Source organism: Paenibacillus curdlanolyticus YK9, from assembly GCF_000179615.1.
Lineage (GTDB): Bacteria > Bacillota > Bacilli > Paenibacillales > Paenibacillaceae > Paenibacillus_T > Paenibacillus_T curdlanolyticus.
Genome location: NZ_AEDD01000005.1, coordinates 414,272 through 439,700, shown reverse-complemented (window position 1 = coordinate 439,700; position 25,429 = coordinate 414,272). Strand labels below are relative to the sequence as shown.

Genomic DNA, 25,429 nt, shown 5'->3' with positions numbered 1-25,429 from the left:
ATAACTTGCGCTTAGCTTGCCGATTGCAATGACCAAGCAAGTAGTGCAGTAATTGCTTGAAAATCCCGAAAGGGACATCTCCAGCTTTTTGGACACGGTAGAGTAACAGGTTTTCACCAAGTGACAGGCAGGGGCTCGCAAAGCCCCTTCGCGATAGCTTTTCCACTGGTCCGATGCCGCTTGAGCAAAAAACAAAATAAGTCATAAACAGTGAATTTACGCCCTACTTCTCGATAACCAACCGAATTTGAAAAAGAATCCACAATTTCTTTCGGTAGTGCAGTTTGAACTAGCTGGCTGAACGTAGTAGACTTATTCATAAGATCGCCTCTTGGGGGTGGAGTGGGTGGTACTACCCATTACCCGAGAGTGCGGTCTTTTTACCATTTCCAGGTTAATCAACAGGCCTGTATAAAGTGCAATGGCAAACGCTTTTGGGCGCTTGCTTAGTATTTGGCGTTGTATGAAATGCAACGGTCACGGCAGCAACTGTTTGATGATCCCTGCCTACGTGGTATCCATTTTAAACTTCATTTATAATGGGAGCATCAACTGTAAATGTTTTCTAACCGGAGGTGGATATGCCTTGTCGCCGAATGAAGCAACCCTTGAAATCGAACAGCTATACCGCGACTATAAGCCGCTGCTCGCTTCCATCGCTTATCGAATGCTCGGTTCCATGAGCGAAGCCGAGGACGCCGTGCAAGACGTATTCGTTACCGTAAGCAAGCAGGGCGCGATCGATATGGAACACCCTAAAGCATATTTGGTCAAAATGACGACGAATCGCGTGCTTAACATGATGAAAGCCGCACCCCGCAAGCGGGAAACCTACCCCGGACAATGGCTCCCCGAGCCGCTCATTACGATGAATGCGGAGGAGGAGCCGCTGGAGCAGATGCTGCGCCGCGAACGGCTCGGCTATGCCATTCTCGTGTTATTGCAAACCTGTACGCCGCCCGAGCGAGCGGTATTCGTCCTGCGCGAGTCGCTTGGCTACGACTATGCCGATATCGCCGCGATGCTGGATAAATCCGAAGCGGCCTGCCGCAAAATCTATAGCCGAGCCGCAGCGAAGGTCGGCCATCGTCAGCGGGAGGAGCATGAAGCTGCTCTGGACGCTTCGATTGAGCGCTTCGCCCAGTCATTCACTGAAGCGGTCAACACCGGCCAGCTAGGCTCGTTTATCCATTTGCTCACGGATAACGCTGTGCTGCTCACCGACGGAGGCGGCGTTGTACGCTCGGCCATCAACCCGATTCGGGGAAGCGATCGGATCGTCGCCTTTTTCGCTGGCATCGCCAGCAAAGGATCGCTCGTTGGACGGTTCCGCCATGTATGGATCAGCGGGCAGCGAGGGCTGCTGCTGGAACGTGAGAACCATCCGCCGTTCGCTTTTATATTCGAGCCTGATGCAGACAACCGCGCCATTCGCGCAATCTACATGGTATCCAATCCGCAGAAGCTTACGCGAGTTACGGAATAAACCCAATGTGAAAACCCCTTCTGCGGGTGCAGAAAGGGCTGTGGGCTGTCGGTATTACGTTGCCAGTTGCGTCTTTCGCGCTGTCTTATGGCTTGCCAATCTTGCGATCGAGATCAAGGCTCATGATATACGTATACTTGGCCGCATGCTTCTGCTCATCGGTCAAGATTTCAAACACCATATCGCGATAATAACGGCTTGGCATGCCCGCACGGATATCCCGATAACGCTCCACGGCGCTTAGTTCGCCGAAAAACGCCTTTTTAATGCCGTCGATATAGGATTGGGGCTTGTCGAACGCAACGTTTTGCGGCGTCACGATGTCCTGGCCCGTCAGATCTTTATAGATGTGACGAAACATTTGGTTATGCTTGCGCTCATCATTTCGTATAGACGTAATCATATCTCGCTCTTCCTTCGTAGGAGCAACGGAAATTAAATAATCATAAAACAATTCGTCCTCGCGTTCGCCTTGTACGGCCTGTTTGACGAGCGCAAGCGCCTCCTGCAGCGACTTATACGATATCGGTTCACGCCAGTATCCGTATGCAGCAGGTGCGTACCAGTAACCCTCCATTAGAGCCCCTCCAACATTCATGTTATCGGGCATTATATGTGGGCATTCGTCCTGCGGTGCAATTCCTGCTCACGGGAGCATCCGATCACCGTTCTTCAGCAATCGGTTTGTCGGCTTGTCCCGCTGATCGCTCCAAAACCCAGACGAGCCCTCCTACTGCCAAGCATGCGGCGGTCGCAGCAATGACCGAGCCACCTGCATGGAGCAGCAGCGCTGGAACCCAGCTAATGCCTAATAAGCGGTGAATGAGACGCATCTGTTTGTGACGAATCTTGTTAATCAAATAACCGTAGCCGATAAGCGCCAATAGAATAGCGAACGCAGCCAGACCCGTATAGATTTTATCATCATGCAGCTTCGTCATTAGAAAATAGACGCCGTGAACCGCAATGGCAGCGAAGGTCAGCCATCCCAGCAGCTTATGCGCGGCATACAGCAGCTTTCCAGCCTTGCGTACGAGAGGCGAAGGCGATTTCAGCTTCCTTTTGAACCAGAACCATGAGAACGCGCCTGCTCCCAAATAAAGCGCAACCGTTCCGATCGTCGTAAAGTAGTCGCCTAACCCTTCTTCTTTATCTCTTGGGAGACGGGGCCCGCCGCCCTGCAGCTTTCCTCCATCACCTATCCGCGGTCGCGGTTCACCGCCACCGTGCGCGTACAGCCAATAAGCCACAAGAAGCACCGCCGCCACAATCGCAATGATGGCCGGCAACCACACTTTTTTATTTTTGCTCATAAAGGTCTCCTTGCATCGGTTAATGGTAGACCTTCAGTATAGCGGCAATAGATTAAAATCTTATTAACGCTGACGATCTTTTTAAATTGTTACAGGGGGCGCTCATGAAAAAACAAACAATCATTATCCTATTAGGCATTGCAATTATTTTATTCATATACAGCCATTTCACTAACCAAGGATCATATAGCGTTAACAACTTCCTTAATGATAAAAACATTGTTTATAACGAAATAGTTGAAGTAAACAATAAATATTATATTTTCAACGATAGTGATATTTATATTTATAAAAACAAATCCGAGTATAACCACTCAACTGCTAACCAAACAATTGATAAGAACGCGCTCGTCGGAGGGCTTGAAAAAGGATCCGTCGGGCTTATTTTAAATGACCTTCATCTAGCCACCCGCATCGTTCATTATTCTGTTATTGTTGATGGGGTTGAGCGCTTGTCCGATACCTTTCATAAAAAAGGGGCCAATTTCGTCATTGTCGATGATCGAATTTGGAACCCCCATCCGAATTTCACTGTAAAGTTGTTAGATCTTGATGACAACGAGCTACTCCGTCTTGACCTGTAAATCTGCAAGCACCTGATAATCCGAAGAAACTAGTGTCTTGGATTAGGATAAATATGTGCGACTAAAAAGCAACGCTGTAACGAGTGGACGTGAAGTTTGCTATTTAATCGCACTAATTTCATGACCCGAACTGATTAACTCCGCTACCCAGCTATAGCATTCATATAGTTCTTCATCGCTGACCAACTGAGATTGGTGTTCAAACATCACTTTAAAGTGATCATTCTCTTGGGACATGATTTGCAAATATTCCGCGATCGGGGCCCATCCATCTGATGGATCTAAACCAGGCAGTACTGGAACGCGCTTTTGTACAACTTGGTTGTGACGATCAATTTGAAAGTTCGACAGATGAATGGTTTCGGCGTATTTAGCAAATTTCTTAATGACGGACTTGGCATCAAAATGAGGGTCAATTCGATCTTGCAAATAAAGTCTCGCCGTATCCAAGCATAATTTGATGTTTCCGTGCTTCTCTAATAAATCCTCCACCTGATTGCTTAAATACGTATATCGATTCAATGCATCAAACTCTAATACCGGCGTGAAATCATACTCTCTACCTTTATTGGAAAGCCATTCAAATAAGGTATGACTCTCCTCCTTAAACCTCTCGCTAGAATAGGCGCTCTCAAATACATACTCGCTTGGATCATAGAAACGCCAGTCGCTCCAGTCGACCCTATCGTCCAAGATGACGGGCTTGGGGTAGTGAAAGAGAACATAGCTCGGTTTCAAGACCGATAGGAAATCCAGTTCTTGTTGCACGTCTTCATAAGCGCGTTTTCGAGCGGCGTTGTCGCTTGATAGAAACTGTGCGTCTCTTAATGCCGTCACGCCCGCTCTGAGCGGAAAGTGAACGCCAATATGAAAACCAGTATCCTGAGATTCCTTTAACAAACTGGCTATATCTTGCTCGTTATCGAACAAACAGGCTTCTATTCCATAAAAGCCGGGTAAAAAATCGCGACTATATTTGTTGTAATCAAAAGATTCATACTGACCAATCAGGAATCTGTTCATACTCTCTTTAAACATGATAAATACCTTCCTCTATCTTTTTCACTCTATACACCCTCCTATATTTTACATTCTTTACAACGAGTATTAACGTGTTTTAGTTCCAGTCTTGTGGAACAGTTTTGAAGAAGTGATACAATGAAGAGACAGAAAAAGAACAAAGGGGATGCGACAGTGATCGAAACGAACAATTGGAGAACCGGCGCGAATGGCCGCAAATTCATAGCCTCTTTCAGCGGAGGAAAAGACAGTACGCTTGCACTGTACCAAGCCATGAAGGCTGGCGACGCGCTCGGACTAATCGTGATGCTGGAGGAGGAAGGCAAGCGCTCCCGCTCCCATGGCATGCCACCGGAGGTCATTCAAGCCCAAGCCGAGTCGATCGGCCTGCCCGTATTTACCGCAGCCGCGAGCTGGGCGGATTACGAGGCCGAATTCATTCGCTTGCTCACCGAGGCTAAGCAGCAAGGAGCAGAGGTGCTTGTAACAGGAGACTTGGACATGCCGGAGCAGGGCTGCTGGCAGGACAAGATCGCGCGTGGCGTAGGCCTCGAGCTCGGAATGCCGCTGTGGGAAATGGATCATCGCGAGGTCGTTACGACGTTCATCGATCTGGGCTTTGTCGCTACGCTCGTCACGGTGAACCTGTCGCTAGGCATGCGGGAGGATGATCTGGGACGAACGTTAACGCATGAATACATAAAAGAACTTGAAGCACGCGGCATCGATCCTTGCGGCGAAGGCGGCGAATTCCATACGACCGTGCTGGACGGGCCCCTGTTCAAACGGCCGATTTCCGTTCGACAGCTGGACATCGTAAGACATGAAGAGTATGCTTTCTTGCCGTTGGAGCTTATTAAATAATACAAAGCAGCGCCGGATTCTGATTATCCCCTTGGCCGAACTTATCTATCTGCTGGCTGTGCTAATTCAGAGCGCTGTGCGCAGCGCGACTTGGAGGAATGGCCTTGTTTCGCATTATGATTGTCGAAGACGATGTCAAAATTAGAACGATCGTAGCTGACGCGCTGCGCAAATGGCAGTACGAAGTACTCGAGATTACGTCATTCGAGCATGTCTTGCAGCAATTCACAGATGAACAGCCCCACTTGGTCGTGCTGGACATTAATTTGCCCCTATATGACGGGTTCTACTGGTGTCAGAAAATCCGTGCCATCTCCAAGGTGCCGATCATTTTCCTATCCTCGCGGGATCAGAACATGGACGTCATCATGGCTATTAATATGGGCGGCGACGACTTCGTCCAGAAGCCATTCGATCTAGGCGTGCTTGTGGCTAAAGTGAGCGCGCTGCTGCGACGCAATTACACCTATCAAGACGAGGGGCTGCAGCTAGCACATCGCCAGCTTATTGTTCACCTCTCCAACTCCTCCGTCCAGTATAGGGATCAGACGTCGGAGCTTACGCGCAACGAATTTATTATTTTGCAAACGTTGATGCGAAGCATCGGCAAGATCGTTTCGCGCGACGACTTGATGCAGGTATTGTGGAACGACGAGCAATTCATTGATGACAATACGCTGACGGTAAACGTCAATCGACTGCGCCGCAAAATCGCGATGCTGGGACTCGAGGATTTCATCGCTACGCGCAAAGGAATGGGGTACATCGTCGAATGAGACTTTGGCGGTTCCTCAAGCTGGAGAAGCCTTATCTGGTGCTGTACGCCACCGGTTTTCTGCTGACCATCGCAATCGCGGCGACCGATCCGCACACTTCGCTCCATGGCTTCACGATCGTGTACGCCCTTCTCCTTAACCTGATCGTATTGATCGGATTCTTGATTTATCGCTACATGATGAACCTGCGAGCTATACGGCTGATGTACGACGAGGATAACGAGCCGCTAACCTTGGAATCTGAAGCGTATCGGGAAGCCCATGAGCAAGAGACGTTGGCGCATATTCGCGCGTTGAACGAAGTCCAGGCTAAACAAAAGGAACACTATGACTTCATCATCTCATGGTTCCACGAAATCAAGACGCCGATCTCCGTTCTTCGGCTCATGCAGCAGACGGAGGTCGACTCCCGAAGCTTAGAGGAAGAGCTGTCGCGGATCGAGCAATATGTCGACCAAGCGCTGTACTACGCCAAGCTGGACAGCTTTAATCAAGATTACGAGATCGTAAATTGCGACCTAGAATTGTTAGCCAAAACGGCCGTCAAATCGCATGCCAAGGCGTTCATCTCCAATAAAATAAAATTAAAGCTCGACATTCCATCGATAATCGTGCAAAGCGATCCAAAATGGCTCCTGTTCATCCTCAATCAGCTGATTACGAACAGTCTGAAGTATTCCGCCGCTGCCAATGGCGAAATTTCAATTACGGCACGGATTACGCAGCATGAGAAGCTGCTTGTGATCCGTGACAACGGAATCGGGATTAATGCTACCGACATTCCGCGGATCTTCAACAGAGGATTCACAGGCACCAATGGCCGTACCCATACGAAGTCGACGGGCATGGGGCTTTATCTCGCCCAAGAGCTATCGAGGAAGCTGGGGCATTATTTGACATGCGAATCCGAGATCGACCGCTTCACGGCGATAACGATTCATTTTCCAAAGCATCATGATCCTTATCTCCGAACCGTGATGCAAAAACCGCAATGATCGGAGGATCACTGCGGTTTTTGGTCGCGTTTATGGCATTCTTCGCCATCGTTAAGACCGTTGGTTCACGATCTTGTAATACAAGCTCGCCGACGAGCTGTACAACAGCAGGTAGATGAGGAGAAAAATACCCATGATGCTCCATACGATGCCCGGAAGCTCGGGGAAATCCTGCACGGAGTCTAAAATATACGATTTGATGATAAGCCAGCTGTATAGCATGCCCAGTACAATAGGCGGCATGAAGACGAACAGCAGCTGCTTGCGGATCGCACTTTTCATTTGCCGGTTATCGACGCCGATTTTACGCAAAACCGCGTATTGCTGCCTCTCATCCGTCGCTTCACGCAGCTGCTTGAAATAGATGACGCTTGCAAGCGCAAACATGGAAATCAATGCAAGGAAGCCGCTGGCAAACAGCATGAGCGAGGAGCCTTCAATCTGTTTGGAGTAAACGTCTGCGAACGAAGAGTAATAGGCGCCAGGCGTTTGCGTGACGATCGCATGGATTTGCTTAGACAGCTCCTCGGCGGTGTCGGCATCCTGAAGTCCGTAAATTTCAAAAGTCCGATGCGCTGCATGTGCACGCAAGCTTCCGAAAGCCTCGTCTGAGATGACAAGCACGGCGGGCTTTATCCCCATTGATTCGACTGGGTCGGATGCCCAGCCAAGGTAGGCATAGTCTTTCTTCTGCACGAGCTGGAACGTCGCTTCTTCATCCGCCTTCACGGTGAAGCTTGGCCATTCCCCCGATGCATAGGTTCGAGGAAAGTCCGACCCTTGGGATAAAGCGACGGCATCCTGGCCTTGCAGCTCCACCACCTGTCCGTCGCCTCTCTGCTTCACTATATCGTTAAAGGCTTTCTCCGCGACAAGCAAAACTTCCGTCGTAAAATATTCGGGGTTATCAAAGGCGGCGTTCATTGCCGTTACAGGCGATGTTACAAGGGTTTCCTGCGTCAAGTGAAATTCCGCCTGATGACCCGATTGCTGAATGAGACTATCGATTCGCTTGTTCGTTGACGGATCGAGTGATTGGAAGGCGAGATCATTAGGCAAGTTACGGCCGACAGCTTCGAACTGCACTTGATAATTAATCGTTACGAACGACATCAGCATCATAATAACTGCGCTGAATAACGTAATAAACGTGAGATTAAGCGTGTTGCCGCGAATCTGGAACCGGAGCGAGGATGTCCATAATACGGTATTGCCCTCATGGTATTTGCGACGGCGGCTAATCGTTTGCAATGCCCAGCCGGTTAATTGGCGGAAAAACAAGTACGTGCCTCCAATAATCCCGATGACAGAGCTCCACAGGCTAAGCTTCATATAATCCTGCCAGAAGATAGAATCCTTGCCGCTGCCGATGATGACGAAAGCAGTCCCGACCAGCAAAGCAGCGAGCAGCGCGAGCGATGCTGATACGCGTACAGGCTTCTCTGCTTTGTGCTTCGCGTGAAACAATTCCGTGAGCTGTACCCGATTGACCAGCAACAAGCTCTGCAAGCTAATCATAACTGCCAGCAAGAAGAACATCGCGGCCGTAACCATAATCGCTTTCAACGGGAACAGGAGCGAAATGGTCTGATCATAACGCATCAAGTTCATCAGCACCATGCCGAAGAGCTTGGATAGCAGCCCTCCGACCAACACCCCGGCAACGAGGGAAACAGCGCCGAGGACTAACGTTTCATAGAATACCATGCGCACGATTTGACCTTCGCTTAAGCCATACAGCAGATACATCCCAAACTCTTTTTTGCGCTGCCGCATGAAGAACGAATTGGCATATAGAATAAAGAAAATGATGAATAGGAAGATGACGGCCGAAGCGACGAGCACGCCGGTTTGAAAGCCTTGGCGGTTTTGAAGCGCGTTAATCACATCTTCGTTATACATCAATGATAAGAACGTAAATTGAATGATGACGCCTATGATCATCGAGCATAAGTAAATCGAATACAATCGAAAGTTGCGCTTCACGTTGCGAATCGTCAGATCAAGCAAACTCATCGCAGCTTGCCCCCCATCAAGCTCTGCGTCTCTAGAATCCGATCGTAGAAGGCGCGCTGATTCTGTTCCCCCGCATAGAGTTCGTTCACGATTCCGCCGTCTCGCAGGAAAATCACGCGTTGGCAGTAGCTTGCCGCGTACACATCATGCGTGACCATCAGGATCGTCGTTCCGAATGCGCGATTCAAATCAACCAATTGCGCTAGCAGCTGTGTTGCGGAACGCGAATCAAGCGCCCCCGTAGGCTCATCCGCGAACACGATCGCAGGATTCGTCACGATCGCTCTCGCGGATGCTACCCGCTGCTTCTGCCCACCCGAAATCTCGTTCGGATACTTCGCCAAAATTTCGCTAATGCCTAAAGCGTCGACAATGGGCTGAAGCCGCTTCTCCATCTCCTCCGACTTATATTTCCGCAAGGAAAGCGGCAGAAGAATATTTTCCTTCACCGTCATCGTATCGAGCAGGTTGTAGTCCTGAAAAATAAAGCCCATCCGCTCCTGACGAAATTGTCGAAGCGACTTCTTCTTCAAGTCCAGTATGGCTTTCCCCTCTACCCACACCTCTCCGCCAGTGAACTGATCAATCGTGGATAAAACGTTCATCAGCGTTGATTTGCCCGAACCCGAAGGTCCCATAATTGCTGTGAATTCTCCCGCCCGAATCGTTAAATCCACATTTTTCAGCACGGTTGCCGGCCCGTATTTTTTGGTTAGATTTTTCGTTTGAATGACATGCTCCATCATGAGCTCCCTCCCTTTCCTCTCTCTAGTCTAGACGCGCCAAGCGTTTCTAACCATTGAAGTACATGGTTTCCAGGTGACGTTTTTGTCACTTTGAAAGGTCCGCAAAAAAGCATCCCTAGCATGAAGCTTGCCAAGGGATGCTCTCCAAACAGCCAAATTACTCTTTACTGCGCCTTGCGATAAGCATTCACTAGCCGCTGCATGTTGGCTTCCTTATCTGCGATGAAGGCCGTCAAATAGTCGTTCCCGTTCCGTTCATTAAACGCAGCAGCCAGCATCCCGATTTCCTCGTCCAGCCACGCCAATGTTACCGTTTCCGATTCGACAAGCTTCTTTCTCCGTTTCGCTTGGCTCCACTGTTGCAGGAATAGACGGACCGAAATCAGATAGTGAAGCCGATCCAACGGCATTTTGCACGCCAATCCCAGATGAATCGTCCGCTCATATAATTTAACGGCCTTGTTCATATCCGTGACCGTGAAAAACTCCATGAAGATGCCGTACTCCTCCAAATATTCCGGTCCCTCCAGCGTACGAAAAGCCTTCTTCGCAATGCGAAGCGCCTGCTCATAATCGCCTAGCTTCAGCAGCGGGCTGATGACCCGGCTATAGGTCGCCTGCGGCACGCTTCGGCAGCTGATTTTGCCATCTAATATCGGCTTCACGGCCTGCATGCCTCTTTTATTATGATTAATCTGGAAATAATAGCTCCCGAACCGATTCTGCTCGCATGCCCTGCAATCGGACAGCGAATCGCTTGGCGCTGTCCTCCACTGCCGATAGTAGTCAGCTGCCTCTTCCAGCCTTCCTTGCGACAGCATCAAATTCATACTTTGCTGATAATATACCCGTAATGAATATCCGTATTGTAAGCATTTTTCTTTAAAATCCTCAAAGATCGATTGAATCTGCTCTAAGCTAACCTGCGGCAAACGCCAGACCTGATTGAGAATCCATTTATAATGCCACAATATTGAATGGGAGGAATATAGACCTGGCGTTTTCTCGAATTTCGATAAGCACCAAGCAAACGAAACGAACGTTCGCTCTGGACAGCCGCATTCTAGTGCAGTCGATGTATACCCCATCCTCGCATCATAAGCGTCTTCCTCCGTCATATACTTATCCGCAATTAAGATCGCCTCTTCAAGCATTGCAAGCTTTTGCAAGCTGTTAGGCATTAACCATGTTCCGCGCCTTAACTCATCGTATCGGTTTTTCATCCGTGCATGTCACCTGCCTGATGCAAGCCGAGGTTCATGAAATAGAGCAGCGACTCATTCATCAGCTTCATTTCTTCCGCGCTCATCGTGTGGTTGCCCATCAATAACGCTTGCGTGTAGAACAGCTCGATACAAACCTTCTGCACCTTCGGATCCCCCGAAGCGATCGCTTTGCGGACGATCGGATTATTGAAGTTGTAGCACAGCCGCGCGTAAGGCTCCTCATACAACTCGTGTTTCACGACATGGACAAGGCTTCCGAACAGCGGATTGGCTTCCGCTTCACTTGCTTCCGTGAGTTTAAAAAAGTTCAAGGTCTGATTCGTGTTATAAAGCACGGATAAGTCAGCAGGCTCGAACCATCTGACTAAGCTTCGGCAGCGGAAACCTTGAAGCAGTTGATCGGACAAGTCCAAAAACGGCTGCACCTCGCGCTGCTCCGCCACGCTTAACTGCTCGAATCGGCTCGAAAAAGCCAGAATATCAAGAACAGTGACCGTCACCTGCTCCATCACGCTAGACACTTTGCGAACAAGTTCGAAGTCGTGGACATAGCCGCCATTAATGACCATTTCATTTTGCGCCTTAGCTACTCTGGCGATTTGCCTGAACTCGTCCAAGGTGGCAGCCAACGAGATGGCCGTATGGCTTTGGGCTATCGTCGCCATATCCAGCTCGCCGTACGACGTCTCAAAGCTCAAGTACGGAATAAATAATCGGTACAAATCATCATCCTCTACCGCCATCGCTTTGATCGACGCATAGTGGACAAGAATGATCCGTTTGAATAACGCTGGATCACGGTCGGCTAATGCCAGCAAATATTGTTTAATATTTTCGCCAAGCTCGTCTCTCACCGTGTAGAACAAGTCGTTTTCTTGAAACGACTCCCGGGAAGCCGTTGGCTTCAAGCTGTCCGTGTTCATAATGCCATTAACGAAGAACGCCCACGATGGCAGAATATTGTTCATCTTGTCCGAAAGCAGCATGTTTTTCAAATAAACGCGATGCTTCTTCTCCTCTTGCAGGCTAACGGGATACGGCAAAATATAAGCGACGCCTTGAATTCCGCCTACTGCCGAGTGCAGAGGAATGATATCCATCGGCTTGCTGTACGTAGCCTCCTCCAAATACGCGAGAGCCGCAGCCTTGTCCATCTGCCAAGGGGGGACGGACTCGTTAATTCGGCGCTTAAACCGCTCTTCGGTTAAACCAATCGGAACGGCCAGATATTGTCCGAATTTCTCCAGCAGCTCCTGCACCCGCCAGAACTCGAAGTACTCTTCGTACTCCGGCTTTGCCTTTATGTACACGGTCGTCCCGATCGCCACTTCTTTCTTCAATTTCTTGATCGTAAACGTACCGTCGGGCTTGCCCCTCCACTCCAGAGAGTCCCCTTCCATAGCCGAGCGCGTAATTAATACAATCTCATCGCTCACAACGAAACAAGATAGGAGGCCTACGCCGAACTGTCCAATAAAGTCATCTGCCGAATCCAGGTTGTCCTTCTTCGTCGTGCTTCCGATTCGGGCAAGGAATTGTTCAATCTCGGACTCGGTCAATCCGCAGCCGTTGTCTTGGAACGACAAGGTATGATTCGAGAAAATCTCTACATCCACTCTTGCGTCAAAAGCATGCCCAAGCTGTTTTCTTGCTGTAATCGCATCGACGCCATTCTGAAGCAGCTCTCTTATAAAGATGCCGGGGTCGGAGTATAAGTGATTGGATAGCAGATCAATAATTCCTTGTAAGTTCACCTGGAAGTTCATCATAGTCGTCATTGTCTACCCTCTCGAAAATTAGTTTTGTCGAATTATTCCGCATCACAAGTGCAGTAATACCCATATTTTACATACTAATTTGCTAAATTCATTGCAGACGGTGAGCAATTAGTGATATAAAGTGAAGTTGAGCCAAAAAATATCATTCAATTATCGTTTAGGACGTGTACGAATGCTCTTTAATTCTCCTTCATTCATATTTATTTATTTGCCAATTGTATTAACAGGGTACTTTTTGCTTAATGCTTTTCAATCTGTGCGAGCCTCAAGGGCATGGCTTGCTGCTTGCTCTCTCTTTTTCTACGGATGCTGGAATCCCAACTACCTGCCTCTCATCCTTGCATCCATTGCCGTTAACTTTATCATCGGTCGATTACTTATATTAAAGAAGCAAAAAAAGCTTCTAATTATAGGAATTATCTTCAATTTAGGTTTGCTAGGATACTTTAAGTACTTTGACTTCCTACTTACGAATATAAACGCCTTGCTCTCGACGCACGCGAAGCTACTCGATATTACCCTTCCACTGGCCATCAGTTTCTTTACGTTCCAACAGATTTCATACCTCGTGGATTGCTATAAGGGCAAGGTTACAAGCTATAACTTTATTAACTACACGCTGTTTATTACCTTTTTCCCTCATTTAATTGCAGGTCCTATTGTTCATCATAAAGTCATGATGCCTCAGTTCCAGAACAAACAAAATTTAAAAATAAACATGCAAAACATCGCGTTAGGCGTAATGGTTTTTACTATCGGACTGTTCAAAAAAGTAGTGCTGGCCGATCAGTTCTCGACAACCGTGTCCGATGGAATGAACCAATTGGGCACCATCACTTTCTTTGATGCTTGGACGGTCATCCTTTCATACAGCTTTCAATTATATTTTGATTTCAGCGGCTACTCCGATATGGCGATCGGAATTGCCTTATTGTTTAACATCAAATTACCTAATAACTTTCATTCACCGTTTAAAGCGACCAACTTTCAAGATTTGGTCTCACGGTGGCATATGACGTTAACCCGATTTCTATACGAATACGTTTATTTCCCGTTAAACCGATACTTAACGAAAAACGTTTTCTCTCATTCGCTAAAGAAGTTGAGTATGAGCGCTAAAACAGCTATAAACCTGATGCTTCTCTTTCTAATGAGCGGAATTTGGCACGGTGCGGGCTGGAATTTCATCATATGGGGCTTGCTGCTCGGCAGCGGCATTGTTATTTCACGATGGTGGAGCAGCCTAAAAATAAAACTGCCGATTGTCATAGCGTGGGTCCTTACCTTCGGTTATATGAATCTGACACTGATCTTTTTCAGGATTAGCGATTTGGATCAAGCGCTCTTGTTATTAAAAGCAGTACTCGGGCTTAACGGGTTTATACTGCCTGAGCAGCTCTCGCATTTCTTACGTCCACTGTCGGCCGTTGGCATGCAATTCGCTGTAACGCCATTGATGAACAAGTTCCATGCGCTGGGCCTGATCGCCATAGGGTTCATCATTGTATTAGGGTTTAAAAACACTTCAGAGCGTATGGAAAACTTTAAGCCGAAGTTAACTCATGCTTTTTTCATTGCTATTGTACTCGTTTATTCGATTTTAAACTTAACCAAAGCATCCGCTTTTTTATATTTCAAATTCTAATTTAGTAAGGTGATTCTGAAATGAGCTATACCAGGTGGACAATTGTTACATTACTACTTTCAACCTTGCTGCTAGTGCTTGTTGGCTCCTTTAATTATGTGGTAGATCCCTATGGGATCTATCACTTCTCGGGAAGCGACTACAATTATCAGAAAAGCAAAGACAGCGACCCCTATTTAATTAAAGCTTATCAGGGCAAGAAATATAAGCCGGAAGCTATCGTTTTGGGCACTTCTAGATCGATGCGATTGAACCCTCCAACGATCAAATCATTAACCGGCGAAACCGCTTACGGTTTAGGTGTGCCAGCGGCGACGCCCTATATTGACTTAAAGTATTTAGAATATGCGATCAGAGTTGACCCTAACTTAAAAACCGTTTTTCTTGGACTGGATTTCGAGGTTTTTAATGAAAGTTTCCCTACACATGCAAACTTTAACGAAAAACGGCTGAAATCGTTCATCTATTTGCAAGATTTCTTTTCAAGTCTACTCTCCGAGAAGGCTCTGAAGGATAGCCGTAAAGTACTTATCGATAACTACTACAAGACGACCACTTATACAGAAAATAGATTTTTAGGTGATGGAAGCTTTGATGAGACGCTGGTATTTCCACCTAATACTGATCAAGAGACGCTCCAGGCTCTGCCAACTACATACCAATTATCATTGGACAGCTTGGATGACGTGAAACAGATTAAACGTCTTTGTGATGCAAATGGTTTGCGCTTGTATATGTATATCAGTCCCGTCCACGCCATTCTCTTAGAAACGTTTTGGCAAAACAGCCTATGGAATCAGTTTGAAGAGTGGAAACGACAATTGGTCCAGATTGCCCCTGTATGGGACTTCTCGGGCTATCACGACATCTCCATGAGCCCTTTGAAGCATTCAAGCCATTATAATGATCTCTCCCATTTTTCCAAACAAGTCGGAGATCTTATTCTGTACCGTATGCTGAACAAAGAAACGGATAAAGTGCCTGCATACTTTGGCATCTCTCTAACGCCTGATAATATAGAAAGTAATTTGGCGATTCTACGATCGAACAGAAGCCTTTGGCCTGAACGCGGCAAGAACTTGCTGCAGCTTTTAACCAAGAATTAACGCAGCAATGCCAGCCGGAACCGGCTGGCTGCCGTCCTGTTATTTCTATGCCTCCGCCCCACAGCTCCGCCTTACGACCAGCTCCGGCGCCACCATGACCGAACTGGATTGCAGCTGGCCATGGATAAGATCGTAAAGCATTAGCGCTGCCAGCAGGCCGATCTTATCCTTGTCCTGACGTACGGTGGTCAATGGCGGCGAGACATGTTTGCAAGCCTCAATATCGTCGCAGCCGATCACTGCCACATCCTCCGGAACCTTGTACCCCTTGTCCTGCAGCGCTCGAACCGCACAAATGGCCAGCAGGTCAGAGGCGGCGAAAATCGCGCGGGGAACCGTTCCCTTCTCGATCATCTGCATCATCGCTTGATACCCGGTTTGCATGAAGAAGTCCGTCCCATTCACAAAGTATGGCTCAATAATAGGCAGACCATAACTCTGCAGCGCTTCCCGGTAAGCCTGCTCGCGGTTTCGAGAAATCTGGCTTGCGTCTGAGCAGCCGATAAAGCCTAATTCTCTGTACCCTTGCAAATAAAAATGCTCAACCGCCTTATAGGCAATGTTCGTGTTATCGGACATGACGTATCCGGAGCGGTTGCCGGTCAGCGGAAGATCAATCCCGATGCATGGAATATCGCTCTGATCCAGCTCTGCAATATCCGCCTCAATCTCGTCGCCTGATATAATAATGCAGCCGTCCACCTGATAACGACGGCATCTGGATAAATAATCGCCTTCGGATTCATCAAGCCGTTCATTCGAGAAGAAGATTAGATCATAGCCAAGCAAACCCATCCGCTTCTTGAAGGCGTTCATGACATCAACAAAGAAGAGATGGTTGAACTCCGCATTAATTTTGCCTGCATATACGACGCCGATCAAATTAAACTTGCGCGATGCCGAAGCCTTACTCGAATAAGCCGTGGAATACCCATACGCTTCAATGATTTTATGCACTCGCTCTTTCGTTTCCGCGCTGACGTCATCATAGTTGTTCAAAATTTTGGAGACGGTCGATACCGATACGCCTGCCAGCTCAGCTATTTTCTTAATCGTAATCTTCATTCCGTTCTCAGCTCGCTTCCAAGAAACATTCTACTATTCCCCTCATCTTACCATATCAAAAGTTTTCGGAACAACATAACCTTTTAGCGCGATTTTCGGCGGTCAATTTACGAAAGTTTTCGTTATTACTTGTCCAAAAGCGATGAAATCCGTCGAATTTGCCCGATAATCGATAAATCCCCCTTTACAAACCGGAAGTTTTCGGAGATAATCAGGTTGCTTATCACGAAACATTTTCGATTACTGCCTCATCCAAGTCGAATTTCCCCTTCAAGGCTTATCACATCATCGGCACAGCGTCGATCTTCTTGCTTCCATAATGCCAATCACAGCACCATCATCTCCTTTGTCCTTCGCAGCATGCAACCAACAGACTCGCATAGAAACCATTCGAATCGCTTATTTGGTAATCGCTTTCAATTAATCTTTAAGGGGGTGGTCCGGACCGGGACGCAATCGGTCTGATTCTCGCACGTGCAGGAACTGCAAGGCTAACCGTTGGGTTAAAGCATGCGATTGCCATTATCTCTTAGGAGGAGAATCATGAAGAAGCAATGGAAATGGACAAAATTGATGGTCGTAACAGCGCTAGTTGCTTTCACGCTGTTGGGTACAGTCAATGAAGAGGCTAACGCGGCATCCGTAACCGTAGGAGCCGGCAGCTATACGACAACGCTGCCTGCCGGACAGACCGGGCCTCAAGGAACAATCTACAAAACGTCCAATGTAACGGGAGCGATGCCAACCAACGACTGGTGGAGCTCGCTCGCCTGGAAGGCTTATTCCGATGTCATGTTCCCGCACCCTCTTGCGGTTCAGGCGAAAGCCGACGGGCTCGGCATCGGCTATCCGGTGCAATCCGGAAGCACGGATGCTATGTTCGGTGCATACGTGAACGACTTTACGCTCGGCCATTCCGCGCAATCGAATTTCCCGGATGCGCGCGTTGACGCGTTCTCCGATTGGACCGTTTCGATGCTGTTCAACAGCGGCGGCACGATGCGGGTGACGACTGGCCATGGCTTGCCTTTCATCTACAGCACATACTCGGGCGGACTGCCTAAGCTGTCGTTCAGCGCTGTGCCGACGGTATGGTCCGGCAATGCATCCAGCAGCGTTCTCGGCGTAACGGTGAATGGGCATCACTACGGCCTATTTGGCCCGTCGGGCTCGACTTGGTCGGGCATTGGCACGTCGACGCTAACAAACTCGCTCAACAACAAAACCTACTTCTCCGTTGCGGTGCTGCCGGATAATTCCGCTGCTACGCTGGCGGCTTTCCAGCAATATGCGTACTCGTTCGTTACGAATACGACGACCAACTATTCGTATAATGCTTCTACAAGCGCGGTGTCGACGACGTATAACGTCACGACGCAAGCAATGGAAGGCACGCAATCGGGCACCATTATGGCGCTCTACCCGCATCAGTGGAAGCATACGAGCCAATCGCTGCTCCCTTACACGTACAACAGCGTCCGGGGAACGATGAAGACAGTATCCGGCTCATCCTTCTCCACGTCCATGACGTATCAGGGCATTCTGCCGTATTTGCCTGCAGTGGGCACGTATAATGCAGCGACGCTGAACAACTACGTCGAAGCGGTTCGCACAGAGGCCAATCATACGGTCGGGGCGACCGATACGTACTGGCTGGGCAAATACCTCGGTCGGATCGCTAATATTCTCCCAATCGCGCAGCAGGTGGGCAACACGGCGGCCGTGTCCAATTTCCAATCGTATCTTGAGACGACGCTGAGCAACAATCTGACTGCCGGAACGAAGACGAACAATTTATTTTATTATGACGGCAACTGGGGCTCGCTAATTGGCTATCCAGCCAGCTATGGCTCCAATGACGCGCTGAACGACCATCACTTCCATTATGGCTACTGGGTTCGCGCTGCAGCGGAAGTTGCCCGCAATAATCCAAACTGGGCATCGGCGTCCAATTATGGCGGCATGGTCAACCTGTTGATCAAAGACTTCGCCAACTGGGATCGCAATGACACCAGCTTGCCTTACATGCGCAACTTCGACCTTTATGCCGGCCATTCATGGGCATCAGGCAACTCGGAGTTCGCCGACGGCAACAATCAGGAGTCCTCGTCGGAGGCCATCAACGCATGGGCGGCGATGATTCTGTGGGGCCAAGCGACGGGCAACACGGCGATTCGCGATGCAGGCATTTATCTGTATACGACGGAGGTGAATGCCGTCAACGAATACTGGTTCAACACGGACGGCACGAACTTCAAGCCGGGCTACAACCATAACTACTCCTCGATGATTTGGGGCGGCAAATCGGTCTATGCGACCTGGTTCTCCGCTGACGTGCAAGCCATCCGCGGCATTAACATTTTGCCGGTAACGGCTGCTTCAGGCTATCTGGGCTACAAACCGTCTTACTCCGCTTCCTTCCTGTCGCAGATGGCAACCGAATTCGGCAGCCAATCGTGGAACATGTGGCCGGATATCTTCTGGGAGTATCAGGCGCTCTATGATGCGAACGGCGCGATCAACCTGTTCAATGCGAATCCGAACTATACGCCGGAAGACGGCGAGACGAAAGCGCATACGTACAGCTTCCTGTACAACATGAAAGCGCTCGGCCAAATCGATACGACCGTAACGGCTAATGTGCCGACTTACGGCGTGTACAAGAACGGCTCTACCCGCAACTACGTCGCTTACAATCCAGGAGCTTCGGCGATTACAGTTGCATTCTCTGATGGCGCAACCTTGAACGTGCCCGCGGGTTCGATCGCTTCGTCGCTCGGGTCGGTCGTTCCGACGGGGCCTTCGATTTCCGGATTAAGCCCATCCTCGGGTACCGTTGGCACGAGCGTTACGATTGCCGGCAACAACTTCGGCTCGACGCAAGGCACCTCGACTGTTAAATTTGGCTCCACAACGGCTACCGTTTCGAGCTGGTCGAATACGTCGATTACCGCGACCGTACCGAGCGGTTTGGCTGCGGGCAGTGTCAACGTAACGGTTACGACATCCGCAGGCACAAGCGGCGGGGCAGCATTTACGGTGACAACGGGAGCTACCGCGCCGTCGATTTCCAGCCTGAGCCCTACATCCGGAGCGGTCGGCACCAGCGTTACAATTGCCGGCAGCAACTTCGGTACTTCGCAGGGCACATCGACTGTGAAGTTCGGCTCCACAACGGCTGCCGTTACGAGCTGGTCGAATACGTCGATTACAGCAACTGTACCGAGCGGATTGGCTGCGGGCAGCGTTAATGTGACAGTGACCACTTCGTCAGGCACGAGCGGCGGAGCGGCGTTCACGGTGACGACCACCACTACGCTTCCAAGCAGTGTTCTGTATGTCAAATCCGGCGGAGCTCTTAGCTTCACTGCCGGAACAGCTGCTGCAAGCGAAACGATCGCCAGCGCAGGTGGCGTAAACTATGACGGCACGGTACACAGTGCAAACACCTATACGCTGACCGGCATTACCGGCACGTATGATGCAACGAAATCGACGGCGTTCCATCTCTTCTTGGACTCCGCGGCTAATGTCGGCAACGGCCTACAGGTGCAGATTACGTATGACTTCAACGGCAACGGCAGCGCGACGCGCGTAGAGACGTACAATTATTTTGCAACGAACGATGTGACAGGCTGGGAAGACTATACGCAGGCCAGCGGCTTGAAATCCGCTACCGGCTCCTTCGCCAACATGAACAATGGCAAGATTACAATTAAAGTATGGAGCGCCCTCGGAACGGCCAGCTCGACGCTGCGCGTTAATGCGAGCGGAGCGAACGGCCAGCAATCTGCGGTGACGATTCCATTCAAATAAGCCGCTCTATTGTTGAGCGTGTTGTAAGCAGTTTGACGGGACCCGGAAGGGTTCCGTTTTTTTTGTTATGAGAGCAGTAGGTAGGAATAATGCGGGATTGACTTCGAGGCGGCATGTCCCTAGTATAAGCATCAAATAAGAGATGTTCATGAGAAGGAGACTACGTAATGGCCAATTCGATTTGGATTAACCTGCCGGTCAAAGATCTTCCGGCATCAGAAGCGTTCTTTACCCGCCTCGGGTTTTCCGTGACCAGCGCAGGCGATAAAGCCAAGATCGTCGTTGGGGACAAAAATGCCGTCGTCATGCTATTCCCGGAGGAGACCCTTAGCCGGTTTACAGGCGCTCCTATCTCCGACACGCGGCAAGGCATCGAGGTTATCATCAGCATAGGCGCGGACAGCAAGGAAGAAGTCGATGCATGGGTGGCAAACGTCGAGCAAGCAGGCGGCACCGTCACGAGCAAGCCAGGCTATCAGGATGGCTGGATGTACGGCGCTGCATTTGCAGATTTGGACGGCCACCGGTGGAATCTGCTGTACATGGACATGAGCAAGCGGCCGAAGGGCTAGCCGCGCTCTGGCACGCCAGCCAGCCGTTTAGGGCACATTTTTCTGCCCTATTCGCACCTTGGCTCGCCAGCCGGCCGTTTAGGGCACGTTTTTCTGCCCTATTCGCGCCTTGGCTCGCCAGCCGGCCGTTTAGGGCACATTTTTCTGCCCTATTCGCACCTTGGCTCGCCAGCCGGCCGTTTAGGGCACATTTTTCTGCCCTATTCGCACTCCGGCTCGCCTGCTAACCCACCAACTCCAACACCCGATTAAAGTCCCCGTCCCAAATTTGGAACTTGCAGTCCACCTCTTGCACGTCAGGCGAGCTGTTGGAGTGAATATAGCAGCCGTCGATACCCGCCCTGCGCGCGCCCTCGATGTCGGTACGGGAGTCATTGCCAATCATGACAGCCGAAGATAAATCCGCACCAAAAGTCGAGACCAGATAGTCATAAAATAACGGATCAGGCTTGCTAATCCCTGCATTAGAGGAGATCGCGATACCGTCGAAATAACCGTCGATGCCCAGCACGCGAAGCTCCGCCTCAACGAAAATCCTCTGGCCATTCGAGAGCAAGTAAACCCGCTTCCCTTGCGCCTTCAAGCTGCGCAGCGTTTCCTCCACGCCATCATACAAAGCCAGTCGCCGGATCGAAAGCTGCCGGAACCATCGCACTGTTTCCTCGGTCCAACCCGCTGTCGGCGTAACGCTCCTGCGCTCAGCAATCGTTCGGAACGTCTCCTCCATATCAAAATCCGGATGCTCGCACGCAACGCGCGGCGCGCTCATTTGCCGCTGAATATTCGCATGGAATTCCTGCTCCAGCTCGCCAGCTTCGATCGAAATCCCGCTATACCGAAAATGGTAGCTAAGCCGCTCCCATAGCTCCGGCGACTCCTCATCCGTATGAATATCAATCAAAGTGCCATATAAATCGAATATATAAGTGCTGTACATATGCTTTTCCCCCGTTTGATAAAAGATTAAAACAATCAGATTGCTCTCCCTTGCTCCTTATTCGCCATACGCACCCCTCCGCCCTCCAATGGATGCCAAAATCGGTCTATAGAATGAGGTCTATTTTCTGTTTACCTAATATACTGTTTATATAGCACACAATTAAATGAACGGAGTGATCACCACTTATGAACCATCGTTCTTATGCCATTGAAGTAAACGCATTACGCAAGAGCTTCGGCAAACAAGTCGTACTGGACGGCATTCACTTAAACGTAGCAAAAGGAACGATTTTCGCGCTGCTCGGACCGAACGGTGCAGGCAAAACGACGCTAATCCATATTTTATCGACGCTTACGCAAGCGGATGGCGGATCTGCACGTATCGAGGGTTTCGATGTCTCCGCCGCTTCGCGTGAGGTTCGCCGCTCCATCAGCCTGACCGGCCAATTCGCTGCCGTGGACGAGACGCTGACCGGCCGCGAGAACATCGCCATGATGTGCCGTCTATCTGGACTTTCGGCTGGCGATACCCGCTTGCGGACAGCGGAGCTGCTACAGCGTTTCGAGCTGGAGGACGCCGCGAACAAGCGCGTAAAAACCTACTCCGGCGGCATGCGCCGCAGGCTCGATCTTGCCGTCAGCCTCGTCATCAGCCGACCGGTGCTGTTCCTTGATGAACCGACGACTGGCTTGGACACCGTCAGCCGCCGTGCGCTGTGGGACATTATTTTACAGCTCAAGCAGCAAGGAATGACGATCTTCCTGACTACCCAGTACATGGAGGAAGCCGATCAGCTCGCTGATGAAATCGCCGTGCTTAATGGCGGACGAATCGTCGCGGTAGGGACAGCCGAGGAGCTGAAAGCCCGGATCGGCGGCGAAGTCATTGAGCTGCGGAATGAGTGGGATGAGGTCATTCGCACCATTCGGACGAACGGCAGTATGCACGATGTTCAGCAAACATTGACTACGCTTGCCTCCGAATATCCGCCGGGCACGCGCATCATGATACGGAAGCCTAGCATGGACGATGTGTTTCTATCGCTTACAACCAACAAAGGGCCCAAGGAGGCTTCACACGTATGAATCACTCTATCCAATCAACGGACGTTAAACCCGCTTCATTCGTAACCACCAACGCCGTGTTTATCGTCCGCAGCATTCGCCATAGCCTGCGAAACGTCGAGTCGCTCATGATGGCGATCATGCTCCCGATCATGCTCATGCTGCTGTTTACTTACGTCTTCGGCGGTGCAATCGCCCCTGGCGGCGACTACGTCAACTATGTGGTCCCCGGCATTATTCTGCTGTGCGCCGGATTCGGCTCCTCCAGTACCGCGGTAGACGTTGCAACCGATATGAACAATGGCATCATCGATCGTTTCCGAACGATGCCGATACACAGCATTAGCGTCGTTACCGGCCATGTGTTCGCCAGCCTTGCACGCAATCTGCTCGCTACGGGCATCGTCATCGGCGTCGCGCTGCTGGTTGGGTTCGATCCAACCGCCAGCTTCCTTGAATGGCTGGGCGCGCTAGGCATGATCTCGCTGTTCATTCTCGCCTTTACATGGCTGTTTGCCGCAATTGGCCTCGTCACCGGCAGCCCTTCCGCCGCCAGCGGCTACGGCTTCGCCCTGCTGTTCCTTCCCTACCTATCGAGCGCCTTCGTTCCGACGAGCACGATGCCCTCTTGGCTGCAAGGCTTCGCCAATCACCAGCCGATTACGCCTGTCATCGAGACGATTCGCGGCCTGCTGACAGGAACGCCCGTATCCGAACACGCAGGGTGGGCGGTCGGCTACTGCATCGCGATTCTCGTCCTCGCCATTGTCTGGTGTACGCTAAAGTTTCGCAGCAAGAGCGGACGCCGATAATTTCCCTGGAAATAAAAAACAGCGAAACGGCATCGCCGTTCCGCTGTTTTTATTTGCTCGCAGCGCTCTGCTTCTGCTGCAAGTAATGCTCGATGCCGTCCAATATCCGCTCGAGCCCAAACTCCAAGTCATTATTAATCGGATTATCCGCCTCATCCGTATAAGCGCCGGACATCAGGATCGGATACAAGTCCGGGAACCGCTCTCGCGTCACCAGTTGCTTCAATGCATCGCCAAACCCGACGCCGCTGAACGCCTCGTGGCTAATTCCCTCTTTCTCTGCCCGAATAACGTCCCGCATAATAAGGCCGCATGCTCTCGAATAGCTGCTGATCAGCAGAAGGAATGACATTTTCTCAAAATCGTTCAACGGAAAATCCCGCATAATGCGAAGCATCCAGTCGACGACTTGCAAATTGCCAGGCGTCAGCGGGACACTCTTGATCGAAATATCGCCGTACCACGAATGATCGCGGAAAACGCCGACGCAAGCCCAGACATACTCCTTCATCTCCTCGCGCCACGGCTTGCCCGCCTCCTCCGGCGGGATCGGAATATCGCAGACGGCATCCTGCATGAGCGTCAGCAAATCGTCCTTGCTCGTGATATAACGATACAACGACATCGTCGTAAAGCCGAGCGATTGCGCCACCCTGCTCATCGATACGGCTGCAAGCCCGTCTCGGTCGGCAATCTCAATCGCCGCATCCACAATTTTTTTAATGCTGAGCTCGCCCTTGGGCCCTCTTCGCGACTGCTTCACAATGCCCCAGCTTAAGGCTACGCCTGAAGGCAGCTTGCCAAGCGCTCCCGCATCGACTCCCGTTCCATCGCCGTGTTCCATATGGTCAGATCCTCCAATAATCCATTCATAATGGCAAGTGTATATTCTGTACACAGTATAGCATAGCCGCCATTATTTATTGCAAAGCGCCTGCCAACACTGACAGCCTGTTGTCAACAACGCTTTTGTATGATGAGTACATAAGAAACGAAAAGGCAGAGGTGAGCGCGAAGATGAATCACTGCGTAAAAATGTACGACTACCATGTTTGGGCGAACAAAACGATCTTCAATCGATTAAAGGAGCTTCCCGAGCATCTCTACAACCAGGAAATCCAAAGCGTGTTTCCGTCTATATCGAAGCTGATGGCGCATATCTACAAGGTAGATTTCGGATGGTTCAATATCCTGAAGGGCCAAGAGATGAGCGAAGCGATGACGGATTCCTTCCGAATCGAAGCGGAAGCCGAAACCAAGAGCCTGACGGAGCTAGAAGCAATGTATGACAGCTTGGCCGCGAGATTCAAAGCTTACATTGTCGCCCATCCGAATCTGGAAAATGACGTCGTCCTGCACAATCCGTACGCTGGCGTACTGCACACGCGGTATTCCGAATTCGTTATTCAAGTGGCGAATCACGGCACGTACCACCGCGGAAACCTGTCCGCCATGCTCCGCCAGCTCGGCCACTCCTCCGTCATGACGGAATATGGGCTGTTTATGCATCTGCCTCATGAGTCTAGCACGAGTGCAGTGACAGCTCACGGCTAGCAGCTGCAACTGCAGCTAACGAGCCTGCTGCACAAAAGGATCGCGTCTCAG

Annotated in this window: 23 protein-coding genes; 12 read left to right on the top strand and 11 right to left on the bottom strand. The window is 50.1% G+C overall.

Annotated features, from left to right (window positions below):
- Positions 1-113 precede the first annotated feature (113 nt).
- Positions 114-320, bottom strand: coding sequence for a hypothetical protein (locus PAECUDRAFT_RS26370; RefSeq protein WP_040712207.1), 207 nt, complete (start codon positions 318-320; stop codon positions 114-116).
- Positions 321-586: 266 nt separating this feature from the next.
- Here PAECUDRAFT_RS26370 and PAECUDRAFT_RS12210 point away from each other — a divergent pair, with 266 nt between their 5' ends.
- The gene (locus PAECUDRAFT_RS12210) at positions 587-1,486 is read left to right on the top strand and encodes a sigma-70 family RNA polymerase sigma factor (RefSeq protein WP_006038412.1); all 900 of its coding nucleotides are present in this window, start codon (positions 587-589) and stop codon (positions 1,484-1,486) included.
- A gap of 85 nt (positions 1,487-1,571) precedes the next feature.
- On the opposite strand, the gene PAECUDRAFT_RS12205 is transcribed toward PAECUDRAFT_RS12210, so the two are convergent.
- Both PAECUDRAFT_RS12205 and PAECUDRAFT_RS12200 read right to left on the bottom strand, forming a co-directional pair.
- Positions 1,572-2,063: a ferritin family protein gene (locus PAECUDRAFT_RS12205; RefSeq protein WP_006038411.1), complete on the bottom strand. Its 492-nt coding sequence runs from the start codon at positions 2,061-2,063 to the stop codon at positions 1,572-1,574.
- An 85-nt stretch (positions 2,064-2,148) separates the two neighbouring features.
- Positions 2,149-2,799 carry a hypothetical protein gene (locus PAECUDRAFT_RS12200; RefSeq protein WP_006038410.1) on the bottom strand — a complete coding sequence of 217 codons (651 nt, stop codon included), beginning with the start codon at positions 2,797-2,799 and terminating at the stop codon, positions 2,149-2,151.
- Between the two features lie 104 nt (positions 2,800-2,903).
- Here PAECUDRAFT_RS12200 and PAECUDRAFT_RS12195 point away from each other — a divergent pair, with 104 nt between their 5' ends.
- Positions 2,904-3,383, top strand: a complete 480-nt coding sequence (locus tag PAECUDRAFT_RS12195) for a hypothetical protein (RefSeq protein ID WP_006038409.1) — start codon at positions 2,904-2,906, stop codon at positions 3,381-3,383.
- Between the two features lie 99 nt (positions 3,384-3,482).
- Here PAECUDRAFT_RS12195 and PAECUDRAFT_RS12190 read toward each other — a convergent pair whose 3' ends face one another.
- Positions 3,483-4,421, bottom strand: coding sequence for a sugar phosphate isomerase/epimerase family protein (locus tag PAECUDRAFT_RS12190; RefSeq protein WP_006038408.1), 939 nt, complete (start codon positions 4,419-4,421; stop codon positions 3,483-3,485).
- A 120-nt stretch (positions 4,422-4,541) separates the two neighbouring features.
- Here PAECUDRAFT_RS12190 and PAECUDRAFT_RS12185 point away from each other — a divergent pair, with 120 nt between their 5' ends.
- The 3 genes from PAECUDRAFT_RS12185 to PAECUDRAFT_RS12175 all read left to right on the top strand — a co-directional run bounded on the left by PAECUDRAFT_RS12185 (position 4,542) and on the right by PAECUDRAFT_RS12175 (position 7,038).
- Positions 4,542-5,267 carry a Dph6-related ATP pyrophosphatase gene (locus tag PAECUDRAFT_RS12185; RefSeq protein WP_006038407.1) on the top strand — a complete coding sequence of 242 codons (726 nt, stop codon included), beginning with the start codon at positions 4,542-4,544 and terminating at the stop codon, positions 5,265-5,267.
- A 104-nt stretch (positions 5,268-5,371) separates the two neighbouring features.
- The gene (locus tag PAECUDRAFT_RS12180) at positions 5,372-6,043 is read left to right on the top strand and encodes a response regulator transcription factor (RefSeq protein WP_006038406.1); all 672 of its coding nucleotides are present in this window, start codon (positions 5,372-5,374) and stop codon (positions 6,041-6,043) included.
- Positions 6,040-7,038, top strand: a complete 999-nt coding sequence (locus PAECUDRAFT_RS12175) for a sensor histidine kinase (RefSeq protein WP_006038405.1) — start codon at positions 6,040-6,042, stop codon at positions 7,036-7,038. The genes PAECUDRAFT_RS12180 and PAECUDRAFT_RS12175 overlap by 4 nt, the downstream gene beginning before the upstream one ends.
- Positions 7,039-7,089: 51 nt before the next feature.
- On the opposite strand, the gene PAECUDRAFT_RS12170 is transcribed toward PAECUDRAFT_RS12175, so the two are convergent.
- The 4 genes from PAECUDRAFT_RS12170 to PAECUDRAFT_RS12155 form a co-directional block, all read right to left on the bottom strand.
- Positions 7,090-9,054 (bottom strand): ABC transporter permease, encoded by a 1,965-nt coding sequence (locus tag PAECUDRAFT_RS12170; RefSeq protein WP_006038404.1) that lies wholly within the window; start codon positions 9,052-9,054, stop codon positions 7,090-7,092.
- On the bottom strand, positions 9,051-9,797 hold the full coding sequence (locus PAECUDRAFT_RS12165; protein WP_040712198.1) for an ABC transporter ATP-binding protein: 747 nt from the start codon (positions 9,795-9,797) through the stop codon (positions 9,051-9,053). Before PAECUDRAFT_RS12165 ends, PAECUDRAFT_RS12170 begins: the two co-directional genes overlap by 4 nt.
- 167 nt (positions 9,798-9,964) lie before the next feature.
- Positions 9,965-11,023: a hypothetical protein gene (locus PAECUDRAFT_RS12160; protein ID WP_006038402.1), complete on the bottom strand. Its 1,059-nt coding sequence runs from the start codon at positions 11,021-11,023 to the stop codon at positions 9,965-9,967.
- On the bottom strand, positions 11,020-12,804 hold the full coding sequence (locus PAECUDRAFT_RS12155; protein WP_006038401.1) for an HSP90 family protein: 1,785 nt from the start codon (positions 12,802-12,804) through the stop codon (positions 11,020-11,022). Before PAECUDRAFT_RS12155 ends, PAECUDRAFT_RS12160 begins: the two co-directional genes overlap by 4 nt.
- Before the next feature lie 172 nt (positions 12,805-12,976).
- On the opposite strand from PAECUDRAFT_RS12155, the gene PAECUDRAFT_RS12150 reads away from it, so the two are divergent.
- Complete coding sequence (locus PAECUDRAFT_RS12150; RefSeq protein WP_006038400.1) at positions 12,977-14,449, top strand: MBOAT family O-acyltransferase; 1,473 nt, start codon at positions 12,977-12,979, stop codon at positions 14,447-14,449.
- Positions 14,450-14,469: 20 nt separating this feature from the next.
- Positions 14,470-15,555, top strand: coding sequence for a hypothetical protein (locus PAECUDRAFT_RS12145; protein ID WP_006038399.1), 1,086 nt, complete (start codon positions 14,470-14,472; stop codon positions 15,553-15,555).
- Between the two features lie 45 nt (positions 15,556-15,600).
- Here PAECUDRAFT_RS12145 and PAECUDRAFT_RS12140 read toward each other — a convergent pair whose 3' ends face one another.
- A complete protein-coding gene (locus PAECUDRAFT_RS12140) occupies positions 15,601-16,620 on the bottom strand; it encodes a LacI family DNA-binding transcriptional regulator (RefSeq protein WP_006038398.1) in 1,020 nt (339 codons plus the stop codon).
- 543 nt (positions 16,621-17,163) lie between these two features.
- Here PAECUDRAFT_RS12140 and PAECUDRAFT_RS12135 point away from each other — a divergent pair.
- The gene (locus tag PAECUDRAFT_RS12135) at positions 17,164-20,436 is read left to right on the top strand and encodes a glycosyl hydrolase (RefSeq protein ID WP_006038397.1); all 3,273 of its coding nucleotides are present in this window, start codon (positions 17,164-17,166) and stop codon (positions 20,434-20,436) included.
- 167 nt (positions 20,437-20,603) lie between these two features.
- Complete coding sequence (locus PAECUDRAFT_RS12130) at positions 20,604-21,008, top strand: VOC family protein (RefSeq protein WP_006038396.1); 405 nt, start codon at positions 20,604-20,606, stop codon at positions 21,006-21,008.
- Positions 21,009-21,231: 223 nt separating this feature from the next.
- Here PAECUDRAFT_RS12130 and PAECUDRAFT_RS12125 read toward each other — a convergent pair whose 3' ends face one another.
- Entirely contained in the window at positions 21,232-21,945 is a 714-nt protein-coding gene (locus PAECUDRAFT_RS12125; RefSeq protein WP_006038395.1) for an HAD family hydrolase, read from the bottom strand.
- A gap of 188 nt (positions 21,946-22,133) precedes the next feature.
- Here PAECUDRAFT_RS12125 and PAECUDRAFT_RS12120 point away from each other — a divergent pair, with 188 nt between their 5' ends.
- Both PAECUDRAFT_RS12120 and PAECUDRAFT_RS12115 read left to right on the top strand, forming a co-directional pair.
- Complete coding sequence (locus PAECUDRAFT_RS12120) at positions 22,134-23,033, top strand: ATP-binding cassette domain-containing protein (RefSeq protein ID WP_006038394.1); 900 nt, start codon at positions 22,134-22,136, stop codon at positions 23,031-23,033.
- Positions 23,030-23,824, top strand: a complete 795-nt coding sequence (locus tag PAECUDRAFT_RS12115; RefSeq protein WP_006038393.1) for an ABC transporter permease — start codon at positions 23,030-23,032, stop codon at positions 23,822-23,824. Before PAECUDRAFT_RS12120 ends, PAECUDRAFT_RS12115 begins: the two co-directional genes overlap by 4 nt.
- Positions 23,825-23,873: 49 nt before the next feature.
- On the opposite strand, the gene PAECUDRAFT_RS12110 is transcribed toward PAECUDRAFT_RS12115, so the two are convergent.
- Positions 23,874-24,668 carry a TetR/AcrR family transcriptional regulator gene (locus PAECUDRAFT_RS12110; RefSeq protein ID WP_006038392.1) on the bottom strand — a complete coding sequence of 265 codons (795 nt, stop codon included), beginning with the start codon at positions 24,666-24,668 and terminating at the stop codon, positions 23,874-23,876.
- 173 nt (positions 24,669-24,841) lie between these two features.
- Here PAECUDRAFT_RS12110 and PAECUDRAFT_RS12105 point away from each other — a divergent pair, with 173 nt between their 5' ends.
- Positions 24,842-25,378 (top strand): DinB family protein, encoded by a 537-nt coding sequence (locus PAECUDRAFT_RS12105; protein WP_006038391.1) that lies wholly within the window; start codon positions 24,842-24,844, stop codon positions 25,376-25,378.
- Positions 25,379-25,429 lie beyond the last annotated feature (51 nt).